Annotated in this window: 14 protein-coding genes; 10 read left to right on the top strand and 4 right to left on the bottom strand. The window is 58.5% G+C overall.

Annotation, left to right across the window (positions count from 1 at the left end; translation table 11 throughout):
* The first annotated feature begins 14 nt into the window (after positions 1-14).
* The 4 genes from NITSA_RS06875 (at position 15) to ccsA (ending at position 6603) form a co-directional block, all read left to right on the top strand.
* Positions 15-2414, top strand: coding sequence for a hypothetical protein (locus NITSA_RS06875; protein ID WP_013554297.1), 2400 nt, complete (start codon positions 15-17; stop codon positions 2412-2414).
* 127 nt (positions 2415-2541) lie between these two features.
* Complete coding sequence (locus tag NITSA_RS06870) at positions 2542-3213, top strand: thioredoxin family protein (RefSeq protein WP_013554296.1); 672 nt, start codon at positions 2542-2544, stop codon at positions 3211-3213.
* The gene (locus tag NITSA_RS06865; protein ID WP_013554295.1) at positions 3210-3722 is read left to right on the top strand and encodes a thioredoxin family protein; all 513 of its coding nucleotides are present in this window, start codon (positions 3210-3212) and stop codon (positions 3720-3722) included. The genes NITSA_RS06870 and NITSA_RS06865 overlap by 4 nt, the downstream gene beginning before the upstream one ends.
* Before the next feature lie 115 nt (positions 3723-3837).
* A complete protein-coding gene (gene ccsA / locus NITSA_RS06860) occupies positions 3838-6603 on the top strand; it encodes a cytochrome c biogenesis protein CcsA (RefSeq protein ID WP_013554294.1) in 2766 nt (921 codons plus the stop codon).
* Positions 6604-6639: 36 nt separating this feature from the next.
* On the opposite strand, the gene NITSA_RS06855 is transcribed toward ccsA, so the two are convergent.
* The 4 genes from NITSA_RS06855 to mqnF form a co-directional block, all read right to left on the bottom strand.
* Positions 6640-7044 (bottom strand): hypothetical protein, encoded by a 405-nt coding sequence (locus tag NITSA_RS06855; RefSeq protein WP_013554293.1) that lies wholly within the window; start codon positions 7042-7044, stop codon positions 6640-6642.
* Positions 7044-7646, bottom strand: a complete 603-nt coding sequence (locus tag NITSA_RS06850) for a YeeE/YedE thiosulfate transporter family protein (protein ID WP_013554292.1) — start codon at positions 7644-7646, stop codon at positions 7044-7046. Before NITSA_RS06850 ends, NITSA_RS06855 begins: the two co-directional genes overlap by 1 nt.
* Positions 7646-8173, bottom strand: a complete 528-nt coding sequence (locus NITSA_RS06845) for a YeeE/YedE thiosulfate transporter family protein (protein WP_013554291.1) — start codon at positions 8171-8173, stop codon at positions 7646-7648. Before NITSA_RS06845 ends, NITSA_RS06850 begins: the two co-directional genes overlap by 1 nt.
* Positions 8174-8295: 122 nt before the next feature.
* Complete coding sequence (mqnF, locus tag NITSA_RS06840) at positions 8296-9519, bottom strand: aminofutalosine deaminase family hydrolase (protein ID WP_013554290.1); 1224 nt, start codon at positions 9517-9519, stop codon at positions 8296-8298.
* 181 nt (positions 9520-9700) lie between these two features.
* On the opposite strand from mqnF, the gene aroQ reads away from it, so the two are divergent.
* The 6 genes from aroQ to mnmA are packed head-to-tail and all read left to right on the top strand — an operon-like array spanning position 9701 to position 14320.
* Positions 9701-10180, top strand: coding sequence for a type II 3-dehydroquinate dehydratase (gene aroQ, locus NITSA_RS06835; protein WP_013554289.1), 480 nt, complete (start codon positions 9701-9703; stop codon positions 10178-10180).
* 4 nt (positions 10181-10184) lie between these two features.
* Entirely contained in the window at positions 10185-11207 is a 1023-nt protein-coding gene (locus tag NITSA_RS06830; RefSeq protein ID WP_013554288.1) for a M24 family metallopeptidase, read from the top strand.
* A 3-nt stretch (positions 11208-11210) separates the two neighbouring features.
* Positions 11211-11771, top strand: coding sequence for a 2-amino-4-hydroxy-6-hydroxymethyldihydropteridine diphosphokinase (gene folK, locus NITSA_RS06825; protein ID WP_013554287.1), 561 nt, complete (start codon positions 11211-11213; stop codon positions 11769-11771).
* An 18-nt stretch (positions 11772-11789) separates the two neighbouring features.
* The gene (locus tag NITSA_RS06820) at positions 11790-12851 is read left to right on the top strand and encodes a flagellar biosynthesis protein FlhF (RefSeq protein ID WP_013554286.1); all 1062 of its coding nucleotides are present in this window, start codon (positions 11790-11792) and stop codon (positions 12849-12851) included.
* Positions 12844-13305: a hypothetical protein gene (locus NITSA_RS06815; protein WP_013554285.1), complete on the top strand. Its 462-nt coding sequence runs from the start codon at positions 12844-12846 to the stop codon at positions 13303-13305. Before NITSA_RS06820 ends, NITSA_RS06815 begins: the two co-directional genes overlap by 8 nt.
* Entirely contained in the window at positions 13298-14320 is a 1023-nt protein-coding gene (mnmA, locus tag NITSA_RS06810) for a tRNA 2-thiouridine(34) synthase MnmA (protein ID WP_013554284.1), read from the top strand. The genes NITSA_RS06815 and mnmA overlap by 8 nt, the downstream gene beginning before the upstream one ends.
* The last annotated feature ends 45 nt before the right edge of the window (positions 14321-14365 follow it).

Here is a 14365-nt window from a genome sequence, read left to right as displayed (position 1 = left end):
AAAAGGAGGAAAAGATGGTTGGCAATGTGAAGATCGCGCTGATAGCCGCGATCGCAGGGAGTACGATGATGCTCTCCGCCGCGATGCACGAGAAGGGGACGATGACGCCTCCGAAAAGTGTGTCGGGCGGAGACAGCTGTGTGAAATGTCACCAGGGGATCGAGTCGATCCGCGATCCCAAGTCGGATATGATGAAACAGATCGTGGCCATGGGCAAAGGGATGGGTGACAGCGGCGGATGTGTCGTCTGTCACGGAGGAAATCCCAAGGCCGGCACGGCCGAAGAGGCCCACAAAGGCGCCCCGAAGGCCCATCCGGGCTCGTTGACCGCCTTTGTTCGTGATCCGGGCAGTTATTGGATCATGGACAAGACTTGCGGGATTTGCCACGCCGATACCGTCGCCAATATGAAAAAGGCGTTGATGGCCACCGAGGCCGGAAAGATCCAGGGGAACCTGCATACCTGGGGAACCGAGCCGACGATGAAGGTGAAGTTCGCCAACTATGACATCAAAGACGAGGATGGCAAAAAACCCGCCTGGGGAACCAAGGAGTACAAGAAGTACATGGTCGCGATGATCGACAAGTATCCCGACCAGTTCCCCACGGAGCTCAAGCAGCTCCCCATGCCTCCCAAGAGTGAGGCCGATCTCACCCGGAAACCGGGAGAGAGCGAAGAGGCATATCAGGCCCGGGTGGCTTATCACGCTTCGATCACCTACCAGCGCAGTGACTGTCAGCGCTGCCACATCGGGGTCCGCGGCCGCAAAGGCCGGGGGGACTGGCGCGGCATGGGCTGTTCGGCATGCCATATCCCCTACGGGAACGAGGGGCTCTACGAGGGGGGTGATCCCACCATCGATAAAAAAGAGCACGGCCACCTGCTCGTGCACGAGATCCAGGGAACCCGCAAAGCCAAGGTCCATGTCCCCAGTACCGGGGTGACCTTCAGCGGGATCCATCCCGAGACCTGCAACTCCTGCCACAACCGCGGCAAGCGGATCGGTGTCAGCTATATGGGTCTGATGGAGCAGCCCTACAGTTCGCCGCTGATGCCCGGCGGCAAGGCCCAGCTCAAGACTCACGGCAAGCGCTATAAGCACATCAAGGAGGATCTGCACTTCAAAGCCGGCATGACCTGCCAGGATTGCCACACCTCCATCGATATGCACGGAGACGGCACGCTCTACGGTTCGACCCTCGGACAGGTGGAGATCGAGTGTAGCGACTGCCACGGAACGACCCGCAAGTTCCCCTGGGAGCTGCAGATGGGTTACGGAGAGAAAGAGTTTGCCATGGGCGCCAAGAAAGGCCCTCGCGGACTGAGCAAGAAGCTCCCCGCCTGGATGCGGCAGGGAACGGTCTACAAGCCGATGGACGGCTACCTGCTGACGGCCCGGGGCAACCCCTTCGGCAACGTCGTCAAAAAAGGCAACAAGGTCATCGTCCACCTCGCCAGCGGCAAGGATCTGGAGGTTCCGCTGCTCAAAGAGAAGCATATGAAAAACTCCTACAAGTCCGAGGCCGGCAAGGTCGCCATGGATGAGATCCAGGCGCATATGGACAAGCTGGAGTGCTACAGCTGCCACAGCGATTGGGCGCCCCAGTGCTACGGCTGCCACGTGAAGGTCGACTACACCAAAGGCAAGACCAAGATCGACTGGATCGCCAGCGGCAGTACCCACTTCGCCAACGGTGAGACCAGCGAATCGGTCCTGGGAACCAAAGGGAAGAAGCAGATCGGCAAAGCCCACGAGACCCGCAGCTATCTGCGCTGGGAAGATCCGATCCTTGGAATCAACGGCGAAGGGCTCGTAACGCCGATCATCCCCGGATGCCAGGTGACCTACACCATCATCGGGCCTGACGGCTCCACCGTGACCCTGAACAAGCAGGCACGGGTCAAGGACAATGGCCAGATCGTCGACGCCATCGATATGTCGCCGGTCCAGCCCCACACCACCGGCCGCAAAGCAAGGACCTGTGAGAGCTGCCACAGCAATCCCAAGGCCCTGGGCTACGGGATCCAGGATGGACAGTTCCTGACCGACCAGGACAAGGATCTGAAAGTGGATCTCCAGGATCTGGCGACCGGCAAGTTCGCCTCCAAGCATACGACGATCCAGATCAAGGCGATCCCCGGTATGAACTTCGACTGGTCCAAGGTGGTCGACCGCAAGACCGGCAAGCAGCTGGTCAACGTGGGCTCCCACTGGCCGGCTTCCCGCGCATTGGACAAAGATATACGTGATAATATGGAGCGTACCGGCGTCTGCATGGGCTGCCACAAGAATATGACCAACCGGAAACTCTGGGAGAAGGTCAACAAGACTCCCGGCATCCTGAGCGACAAGCAGCACCAGGAGGTGATGGACAAGCTCCTCCACGCCGGAGCGAAAGCAGGTATGAAGTAACGGGTAGATGTGGAGCCCGGCTCCGCACCGATCCGATTCTTTAGCTATGGGCAGTTCAAACCTCCGCTGCCCAGATTTAAAGGATTGACCCTACAATTTATCCCATTTGAAGAGAAGGATCCAGACCGTGAAAACGATAGCCATCGCCCTTTCCCTATCCGCACTGTTGCTCTCCGGCTGCGGTGAACACAAGAGTGAAGCCAAAGTACTCAAGGAGGCGCCGGCACCGACTCTCCAGGAGCCCGCTATGCCTTCTGAGACGCAGCAAAAGACGTCGCCCAAATCGAAAATGCAAAAGGCGGAGGCTCCCAAAGCCCGGCTCTCGAAGTTCTATCGAATCTTCAAAGACGGGGCCAAGATCGCGCCGGAGGGCAAACCGATGCTGCTGGTTTTCGGCCAGCCTGCCGACCCCTATACGCAGAAGCTCCAGGCAGATGTGGTGGAGCATCCCGAATTGGCCGAAGCGATCCGGGAGGATGTGACCCCGATCTATATCGATGCCCTGGCACAGAAACGGCACAAGTTTATGCACAACGGCGAAGCGATGGAGGTGGATACCAAGACCCTGGTCGGCATCTACCACATCGATGCGACACCGACACTGATCTTCACCGATGAAAAGGGTCGCTCGATCTTCATCGTCCCCGGCTATATGCCTCCCAAGCAGTTCGAAGTGACCCTGCAATTCGTCAAAGAGGGGGCCTGGAAGGGAAAAGACCGAAAAAACGGAGAGGTCTATAAAGCGCTGAAAGCCTATTACGATGCCCACGGCATCAAAGTGGGAGGTCCAAAAAAATGAAAAAGTTCTTCGCACTTCTCTTTCTAGCCTCATCCCTCCTTTTTGCCGGGGGAAGCGAGAGTAACACGACGGCGGCGACTCCGGAAAAATCGGAAGGAATCGTCAAATTCTCCAAGACGATCCCCTATACCGGCCGTCCGATCATGCTGATCTTCGATTCACACACCTGCCCCTACTGCGATAAGATGAAACGGGAGCTCAACGAGGATCCGACGCTGAACAGGATCGCCCAGGATTTCGATATCTACCGCATCCCCCGCGACGATCAATTCGCCTATACGGTCCTCGGCGTTCCCACGACGACCCAAAACCTCCAGATGCTCTACAAGGTCAAAGTGACCCCCTACGTGGTCCTCCTCAACCCCAAAGGCAAAACGATGTGGAAGCTTCCCGGTTACGTCAAACCCTACGTTCTGGGAAAGATTATGGAGTTTGTCGAAGGGGTCGACAAAGGGACGTATAAAAAAGAGCAGTGGAAAGAGTATCTGCGGAAAAATGGAATAATCTGAAGCTCAGAGCCTCAGATTATCTGTTATTGGTTATTCGTGTATTGGTCTATTGGGGAGAGGACTACAATTTCCAATACACTAATAACCAATACACCAATAACAAAAAAGAGTCTTTATGAGACCTGTTTTTAACTTTCTTTTTTCCATCAAGACCACCTTGCTGCTGCTGGCGATCCTCGGGATCGGTGCCGCGGCGGCGACCTTTATCGAGAACGATTACGGGACCTCCACCGCCCGGGTGCTGGTCTACTACAGCTGGTGGTATATCGGGGCGCTCTTTCTGGCCGGGATCAACCTAGCCGGGGTCATCTGGCGCTACAGGATGTGGCGGCATCCGCCCCGTTTTCTCTTCCATTCCGCCTTTTTGCTCATCGGGATCGGGGCGGCGACGACTCACTACTTCGGCCAGGAGGGGATTCTCCACATTCGCGAGGGCAAAAGCGAAAATCGGATGCTGACTGCCGAGCCCTATCTGCAGGTAACGATCCATACACCCAGGGGGAGCTGGTACCAGGAGTTTCAAAAGGATTTCTCCGCTATCGGCGACAACAGTTTCAGGGAGATCATCCTCTTTGACGGGGGCAAAGAGCTGACGGTCCAATTTGTCGACTACAAGTTCGCCAAAAAGGGGCGTGCGACGATGGGGCTGCTGAGCGTGAAGGTCTGCTATGAGGGAGATTGCAAAGTGACCCGGTTGGTGGGGCGGCGGGGAGGCAAAGGTTTTCCCAAGACCCTCGATTTCGGCGACGTGAAGGTAACCGTGGAGTTCGGCTCCAAAGTGGTTCATCTTCCCTTTGCCCTGAAGTTGCGGGATTTTCAGCTGGAGCGCTATCCCGGTTCGATGGCACCCAGCTCCTACGCCAGCGAAGTGACGGTGATCGATCCGAAATCGGGAAATTTCGACTACCGGATCTATATGAACCATACCCTGGACCATCGGGGCTACAAGTTTTTCCAGAGCTCCTACGATCAGGATGAGCGGGGGACGATCCTCAGCGTCAACGACGATCCGGGCAAATGGCCCACCTATCTGGGATACATTCTCCTGGCCCTGGGGCTGCTATGGAACCTCTTCGATCCTACGTCCCGTTTCGGAAAGCTGGTCCGCTACCTGAGAGCGACGGCACCGTTTCTGGCACTTTTGGTGATCCTGGGCACAGGTTTTTTGCCTGTCGAGGCGGCGACTCCGTCCGATTTCGAGCGCTACCTGCCGGGCTATCGTCAGGGCTCCGCGGCGACGGCTGGGAACTTCGGCCGGCTGATCGTCCAGTCCCCTATGGGGAGGATGGAGCCGGTCAACTCCCTCGATACCCAGCTGCTCTACAAACTCCACGGCAGCCTCTCCTGGAAGGGGATGGATCAGGACCAGGTGTTGATGGGGATGCTCAGCCGCCCCGAACTTTGGCGCTACGCCAGACTCCTCAAGGTCAAATCACCGAAACTCCGTAAAGTCCTGGGGCTTCCCGACGGAGAGAAATACGCCGCCTTCGCCGATGCTTTCGAGGGGAAAAAGGGTTACAAACTCAAGAAATATGTGGAAGAGGCCAACCGGATCAAGCCGGGGGAGCGGGGGACCTTCGAGCGGGAAGTGATTGCCTTGGACGAGAAGCTCAACGTCATCTATATGGTCTTTTACGGCAACCTCTACCGGATCTTCCCGATGCCGGGCGATCCCCACAACACCTGGTACAATCCCCTGGAGGCAATGCAGAAATTCGCCGGAAAAGAGCGTGCCACAGTGGAGGCGCTCACCCGCCATTTCATCGACGCTGCGGCAGCGGGGGATTGGCAGGCGGCCGACCGGATGGTCGGGCAGATCCGCCACTACCAGCAGCGCTACGGAGCCTCCCTCATCCCGCCCAAAGAGAAGATTGACGCAGAGCTTCTTTACAACCGGCTCCATCTCTTTCCTCGGCTGGTGGGCCTTTATCTGCTGCTGGGGCTGGTGCTGATCCTGGCGGGCTTCGCCGAGATATTGCGGGAGAACCCCGGACCCTGGTTCCGGAGGATCCGGTTGGGTGCCGGGGCGGTGTTGATCCTTCTCTTTGCCCTGCACACCTTCGGCCTGGGGCTGCGCTGGTACATCGCCGGGCACGCTCCCTGGAGTGATGCCTACGAGTCGCTTCTCTACATCTCCTGGTCGGCGATGCTGGCGGGGCTGATCTTCTTCCGCCATTCGCTGCTGGTATTGGGCGCGACGGTGATGGTGGCGGGGATTTTTCTCTTCACGGCGCATCTGAGCAACATCAATCCCCAGATCACCAACCTCGTCCCGGTGCTCAAATCCTACTGGCTGACGCTCCACGTCTCGGTGATCACCGCCAGCTACGGCTTCCTGGGGCTGGGGGCGCTGGTCGGCTACATCGTGCTCTGGCTTTTTATCCTGCGCAACCCGGCCAAGCGTCCCCAAATCGACCGGGCGATCCGCCGGCTGGTCGCCGTGGATGAGGCCGCGCTGATCCTCGGCCTCTCGATGTTGACGGTGGGCAACTTCATCGGCGGTGTCTGGGCCAACGAATCCTGGGGCCGCTACTGGGGCTGGGACCCCAAGGAGACCTGGGCCTATGTCAGTATCATCGTCTATACCATCGTCGTTCATCTACGCCTGATCCGCCGATGGGACCGTCCCTTTATCCTGGCGACTGCCTCCTTCCTCGCTTTCGCTTCGGTGATCATGACCTATTTCGGGGTTAATTTCTATCTCAGCGGAATGCACTCTTATGCCTCGGGTGAACCGGTGCCCATTCCCGGCTGGGTCTATGCGGTCACCGTTGCCGCCATCGTAACCATCCTGTTGGCCTGGCCCAAAAGGGATCTGGGACCTGTACTGAGGGGAGGGTCGTCTATAAAATCGCCGGAAAGGTTTGGGAAAGAAGTTTAAAGGTTAAGTCAGTAAGTTTAATGAGAGCGGAGGGGCTTAGATGCAGCCCATCTCTTCGTCTTCCTCCGCCTGGGGAGCGGCGGGTTTGGCGGCGGGAGTTGCAGCAGCGGGAGCCGCCTTTGCTTTAGTGCCTTCTGCGGCGCCGTTGTTTGCTGCCGGCGCTGCCGCGACTTTGGGGCAGGAGGCGAGGGCGATCTTTTTGAATTCGCTCAGCGCCTTCTTGTTTTTGGGGTCGACGACCAGGGCCTCTTTGGCATATTTCTCCGCCTTGGAGAGATCCCCGGAGCTGAGAGATTTCTCTGCCAGGGCGACGTACTTCTCTACCGCTTTGGCTTTGGCGGCGACGAGGGCCGCTCCGTTGGTTCCGGTGTAGAAGGCCAGGGCCAGCCCACCGATGAGGATCAGGATGCCGCCGGCGACGGCCACTTTACTTGTAGTCATTATTTCTCTCCTTTGTTGGTCAATGTTTGCAAAAGCATCAGGAAGCCGATGATTCCTGTCTCCAGGGCTACGGTCAGGATGTAGGAGGTGTATTCGTTGCCTCCGAAGAGATCGTGGAGCTTCAGGACACCGAGGTTGCCCGAGCTGACGAAGCCCGAGATCAGGGGATAGAGGAGGAAATAGATGAAAGCTCCTCCAAAGAGACCCAGCAGGAAGACCAGGGCATCGCTCTTGCCGCTTCCCAGGCCTGCGACAGCGGTTCCCGGACAGTACCCCGACATCACCATTCCGAAGCCGAAAATGATGCCGCCCACGACATAGGGCCAGACATAGGTAGAGGGGGTGAAGAGGGCGTTGAGATCGATCCATCCCATCCAGGCGAAGAGGATGAACCAGGTCGTCGCCGTAATGACGGTGACCCCCATGATCTTGGGCACCGCCAGGTTTCTGAAGTAGAAGGTGTCGGCGATGTGCTGGGCGCGGGTGAAGCCGGTGCGCTCCAGGACAAAACCGAAGGCGAAGCCCATGACGATGGCGAAAAAGAAGTTGGCTTCCGGTGTGAGAAAGCCGTTTTTATAGAGAGGAAGGATCAGATCGTTCATCACTCACCTCCCTGGGAATCGTCGACCCATTGTTTGCGGAAAAAGGGTGAGAAGATCAGTGCCGCACCGAAAACGGAGAACATGAAGATCCAGGTCCCTACCGAGAAGGTAGCCATTCCGTCGAGCCCCTGGCCGCTGGTGCAGCCCCGGGTGATCCGGGTGGCGAATTCGATGATCATGCCTCCGACCAGGGCCCAGAGAAAGCGTTTGGCGAGAGGGTAGTTGTGCGCCTTGTCGGGGCGGATCATCAGACGGCCTGCCAGCAGGGCGCTAACAAAACCGCCGAGGAAGATTCCGATAGTCTCCACGACCGTCCAGTTGAGCAGGGCATTGTCTCCGTGGCGGAAGTAGCTGGCGATGTAGGCGTTATGAAGCCAGCTCTTGTCGCTGTCGACCAGCAGCTGGGCCGTCGCCCGGGAAAAGGTCCCGCTGGCGCCGAACCCCTGGGAAGCGATGGCGAAGGTCAGAAAGAGCAGCGTGCCCAGAACGACCCCGCCAAAGTAGGGATTCCAATATTTTTTCTCCATGATAAGGACTCCTTTATTGTATGGCTTATGTAAGTGTAATTCTATTGTATTTATATAAATAAAGCCTTACAATAAATATTATTTATATTTATTAAACTCATCAGTGGAGGTGATCCCGGGCCTCAATCGAGGATCTGTTCTTCCCCGGCGATCCAGACCCGTTCGGCGTTTTGGGTGTGGAGGATGGTTTGAAGGGCCAAATCTTCCATTCGCTCCAAACGCTGGGGGAGACGGATCAGGGCGAAATCGGCAGGGGCATCGGGGGTGATGCGGCCGGCGTCGCTTCGGACGGATCGGGCCGCTTCGGAGGTGACGGCGCGGATCAGAAGCTCCGAGAGTTCACGAAGAGGGGCCTGGTGGTGGAGCATCAACGCCGCGCGCATCTCGTCAAAGAGGCTCAGCGACCAGTTGGAGCTCAGCCCATCGGTAGCCAGGGCCACAGGGACCCGGCGGTCCTCCAGAGGATAGCGGCCGCAACCCAGCAGCCGGTTGGAGCGGGGGCAGTGAGCCACATGGTGCCCCTGTTCGGCCAGGTATCCCCGCTCCTCTTCGGTGGTCTGTACCGCATGGACGAAAAGACTGGGGTAACCGTCGAAATGGGAGAGAAACTCCTCGATACCGGTGACGGGCCGCTCGCTTTTGAGATAGTTTTTGAAGAAGGGTTTGAAGCCCCCTTCCGCTTTTTCGAGCCACTCGCGCTCCTCGGGAGATTCGAGAAAATGGCACGAAAGGGGCAGCCCATCCTCCCTGGCGATCCCGACGGCGCGGCGGACGGCGACGGGGTGGACGGAGTGGGGGGCATGGATCGCTACGGCCGGAGTGATGCGCTCTTCGGGCCGGGTGTCACGGGAGGCGGCCAGACGCTGGAGGAAATCCTCGTAGAGCACGTCGATAGCGGCGGGGTTGGAGCCGATGATCTCGTTGAAATAGACCACCCGCTGGGGAACCCGGCGGCAGACCTCCAGGTCGGTCCCGAAGGTGGAGACCGCCCCGAAAGAGGTGATCCCGTCGCGGAGCATTTGACGGCAGGCGGCTTCCATCAGGGCGTTGTCCGCTTCGTTGACCAGCTCGTCGCGTTCCCGGATCACGCTCTCGAGCCAGCGCATGAATTCCCCGTACTCCAGCCGCGTTTTGTTGGCAGAGTATTCCAGGTGGGTATGGACATTGATGAAGCCGGGATAGAGGATCGTGTCGCTTCCCGCATCGATGAAGGAGGCTTCGGGATAGCGCTCCCGGAGAGCCTGCGGGGTATCGAGCGCCAGGATCTTTTCATCGAAAGCCACCGCCGCCTCTTTGCGGTACCCGTCAGGGGTATAAATGTATTCAGCCTGGAGGATCGTAACCATCAGGGCTCCTTTTGGAAGTTTTGATGCAATTATATCGGCATTGAGCGTTGAGACCGCAGGAAAAAAATTGCTAGTTACTAGTTTCTCGGTTACTCGGTTGTCGAGTCGTTTTCAACGCCGCTTAACCCCATTTCTACTAGAATATTGACCATTTTAGATTTATCGAAAAGGAACGAACAGTATGAAAGTTGTCGTCATTCAAGGTCCCAATCTCAATATGCTCGGTGTCAGAGAGCAGCACATCTACGGTCCCATGAAACTGGAGCAGATCCACGAGCAGATGAAACGTTTCGCCCAGGAGAACGGCCTGGAGATCGAGTTTTTCCAGAGCAATCTCGAAGGGGAAATCGTCGACCGGATCCAGGAATGTATGGGGGATGCCCAGGGGATCATCATCAACCCTGCTGCCTACAGCCACACTTCCATCGCCATCCGTGACGCCCTGGCGGCGGTACAGATCCCGGCGATCGAAGTCCATCTGACCAACATCCACGCCCGCGAAGAGTTCCGCCGCAAGTCGATTACGGCGGAGGTCTGCGCCGGAGTGATCGCCGGTATGGGGCCCTTCGGCTACCATCTGGCTATGATCGGGATCACCCAGATCATGAACGAGATCAAAGCGGCCCAGGAGGCCCAGAAGCAGATGCAGCAGCAGGGCTGAAGCGGTGAAAAACATCCTCCTGCGTGATGAGAGCGCTCTCTACTACGAGTGCGGCTACAGCTGCGACAACGCGATCTATCTGCAGCTGGGGGATGAAGCATGGTTTTTCACCGACGGCCGCTACGGCGTCGAAGCCAGGGAGGCGGTTCGGGGGGCCGAGGTGGTCGTCGCCTGGGATATCCTGGCTGCCGCGGCCAAGCGTTTGAAGAGATCGAAGGTCAAACGCTGTGCCTACGATCCTAAAGAGTGGGATTGCTACGCTTTCGGGCGTCTGCAGGCTGCCGGCGATATCCGCTGGAAAGCCGAGCCGGACTGGTCCCACCGCAAACGGATCATCAAACGCCCCGAAGAGATCGAGCTGCTGGCCAAAGCGGCCCGTCTGGGGGCCAAATCCTTCGACAAAATCGCCAAAGCCTTCAGCAAAGAAGGCTTCGGCGAAGATGAACGGAGCCTCCATTTCCTGGCGGAGCGGATCTTGCGCAAGGAGGGCAAACGGGAGTTGAGCTTCGACCCCATCGTCGCCATCGGCCCCAACGCTGCCAAACCCCACGCCCTGCCCACCAGGCGCAAGCTCAAAAAAGGCGACCTGCTCCTGGTGGACGCCGGGATCAAATACAAGCGCTACTGCTCCGACCGCACCCGGACCGCCCGGGTGGTCAAAGGTTTCGATTTCGGGACCCTCCAGAGATTCAAATCCCGGAAGATGCAAAGGGCTTACGATACGGTCCTCAAAGCCCATGACAAGGCGATTGAAAAGGCCCGCAGCGGGATGGAAGCCCGCAAAGTGGACGCTCTGGCCCGCGACGTGATCGAAAAGGCGGGCTTCGGGGAGTATTTCGTCCACTCCACCGGCCACGGCGTGGGTCTGGATATCCACGAGATGCCCTACATCTCCTCCCGGAGCCGCACCCGGATCGAGGATGGGATGGTTTTTACCGTCGAGCCGGGGATCTACCTGCCCGGAGCGTTCGGGATCCGGATCGAGGATATGGTGGTGATGCGCCACGGCCGGGCGGAGATCCTCTAGGCGATGGCGGTTCTGCGCAAGAGAATCGGCCCCGGGCTGACCCTTTTGCGCACCGAGCTTTTTCCCTGCCGCCTCCCGGCCCAAACGCTCCGCCGCGGTGAACGGGAAGCCTGGATCGGGATCGGGGGGAACCTGGGGGATGTGCCGCGGCGTTTCGAGCATCTCCGGCATGCCCTGGCCCGCTCGTCCGGGATCAGGGTGCTGGAGTGTTCTCCGATTCTGATCAATCCCCCCTTCGGATACCTGGAACAACCCGATTTTTACAATGCGGTGCTGCGCATCGCCACGACGCTGAGCCCGATGGAGCTTCTGCGGCGGCTTCAGGGGATCGAACGCCGTTTCGGACGTGTCCGAACTTTCAAGGATGCGCCGAGGACCCTGGACCTGGATATCCTCTTTTACGGGGAGCAACGGGTCGACCTTCCCGATCTTCAGATCCCCCACCCACACTGGCAGGATCGGGATTCGGTGCGCTTGCCGCTAAGCTGGATGAGAAGCAGGCTCCCCCTGCGAGCGATCAGGAAGCTGAAAAGGAGAAGAGGCGAGGCCGATACGGCCCCCTAGCAGAAAGGAAAAGAGAAGATGGTAGAAGAGACCTTTGAAGCCCCTACCCCCAAAGAGGCTTATGCCCTGGCGAAGGCCAAATATCCCCACTTGGAGCGTCTGGAGCTTCTGCAGGCGCGTCAACGCGAAGACCGTGACGGCAAGCTCTCGGCTGAGATTACGGTCGCCGTGCCCGAAGAGGCTTATCTGGAGAGCCTGGGGATGAGTGAAGAGGAGGAGCTGATCCGGGAGATCCAGGAGCTTCAGGATCAGATGCATCGGATGAAAGCGGCGGCGGGCCTGACGACGGCTGAAGATGAAAAGGTCCAAAAGGTCCTGAGCCTTTTGGAGTCCAAAGGCTTGCGCCGGGAGTGGCTCGAAGCGCATCTGGAGCCGGTGCTGGGGACTCCGGTGGCCGCCGACGAAGCACTGCTGCTGAGCTATCTCCTCGAAGAGATCGACGAGGGCCTGGAGGTGGTCCCCGAAGAGCTTTCGACTCCCCGGGTGATGATGATGGTGGGGCCCACCGGCGTGGGCAAGACCACCACCATCGCCAAACTGGCCGCCCGATACAGTTATTTGCTGGATCGGGAATACAAGGTGGCGCTGATCAACCTGGACACCTGGCGGGCGGGGGCCTATGAACAACTGGACAATTTCGCGAGGATCCTCCACCTGGAGCATCGCAGAGCGGAGCGGATCGAAGAGTTCGCTCAGCATCTCGACGCGTTGAAAGATTACGATGTGGTGCTGGTGGATACGGCGGGGATCTCTCCTTACGATACCGACCGGCTCATCAAAACCATTGAATTTCTCAAAAGTGTGCAGAACCGGGAAATTACGACGAGCCTGGTGATCTCTGCGACGGCCAAGTACGAAGACATCCGGGAGATCTATGAACATTTCAACTTCATCCGGGTAGACAATGCCATCGTCACCAAATTCGACGAGACCCAACGGGTGGGGGATCTCATCGCCTTTTTGACCGAAAAGCATCTGCCGGTGAGTTACATCAGCACGGGGCAGAAGGTCCCCGACGACCTACTTCCGGCGAGCAAAGAGCGGATACTCGAAGCCTTCACGGGGGAGCTCCATGCTTGAGACCCAGGCAAGGCGGCTGAACCGTTCCCGACTCTTGCACAGCAAAGTCCTGGAGCCCTGTCTGGCTCTGGAGCCTCTGAGCCTCAAGGAGAAGCATCTGGCCAAATTGAGGGCGGGGGATTGGATCGATCTGGGGGAGCATCTGCCCAGGCTTCAGATCCGCAGGGCAGGGCGCAGGGTCGCCGAGGTCCGGTGCGAGGGAAGCGAGTGTTTCGTGAGCCGATTGTGTGACGGGGAGGCGGAGATCCCGGAGCGCAAGCGTGTTCTTGTGGAGAGTCGTATCGCGGTAGTGCCCGAAAGTGAAGTTCGGGAAGGGGGGCGCCTGGAGCTTCCCGATCCGGTGCTGGAACAGATCCTCCTCTTCGTGGGCGAAGAGCCTCTGGCGATCGCCCGGCTGGTACGAGGCGGCAACGGGCACTACGCCCTGGAGATCAGGGAGCGGATCGATGGCTGAGAAGAAGGTTCTGGTAGGAATGAGCGGCGGGGTGGACTCCACCGTAGCGGCGCTGCTCCTGCAAAAAGAGGGCTACGAGGTTGTCGGCGTCTATATGAAGCTCCACGACAACGAGGCTTACCACCGGGAGAATTACGCCAAGGCCCGAAGGGTGGGGGAGTATCTGGGCGTGGAGGTCCATTTCCTCGATATCTCGGGTGATTTCCGGCAGGAGGTCTACGACTATTTCGTCGAGGAGTACCGCACCGGCCGCACCCCCAACCCCTGCGTGGTCTGTAACCGTCAGATCAAATTCGGCCGGATGCTGGAGTTCGCCGACTCCCTGGGGATCGAAAAGGTCGCCACGGGTCACTACGTCCGAAGCGACGGCCGCTATATCTATATGGCGAGGGACCGGAGCAAGGATCAGAGCTACTTCCTGGCCCAGGTACGCAAAGAAGTGATCCCTCGACTTCTCTTCCCGCTGGGAGAGTGGCTCAAAGAGGAGGTCAAAGCCTACGCCGCCGAGATCCCGGTGCTGCAGGACCTGGCCACCCAAAAGGAGAGCAGTGAAATCTGTTTCGTCGAGAACGATTACACCGAAGTGCTCCAGCGCCATATGGAGATCGACCGGGAAGGAGAGGTGCTCAACGAAGCGGGTGAAGTGGTGGGCACCCACAAGGGCTATATGCACTACACCATCGGCAAGCGCCGGGGCTTTACCGTGCGGGGGGCTCATGATCCCCACTATGTCCTCTCCGTCGACCCCGAGCGCAACCGCATCGTCGTCGGGACGCGGGAGAAGCTGGAGGAGCGAAGCTTCGAGATTAGTCGGATCAACCTCTTCGAGGATTTGACGGAGTTTGACTGCCAGGTCAAAGTCCGCTACCGCACCCGGGCCATCCCCGCCCACGTCGTTATCGACGGAGAGCGGGGCCGGGTAGAGCTGGGTGAACCGGTCTACGGCTTGGCGAGGGGACAGTTCGCCGTTTTTTATGATGGAGAGAGATTGCTGGGAGGCGGGGAGATTCTCTGAGTCCCGTGTTTCGCAGTTGAAGCACGAGTGTTAGACGCTCGATAA

The organism is Nitratifractor salsuginis DSM 16511, assembly GCF_000186245.1.
GTDB lineage: Bacteria > Campylobacterota > Campylobacteria > Campylobacterales > Sulfurovaceae > Nitratifractor > Nitratifractor salsuginis.
Note: the sequence above shows the minus strand (reverse complement) of the source record. Positions and strands in the feature narration are given on the sequence as shown.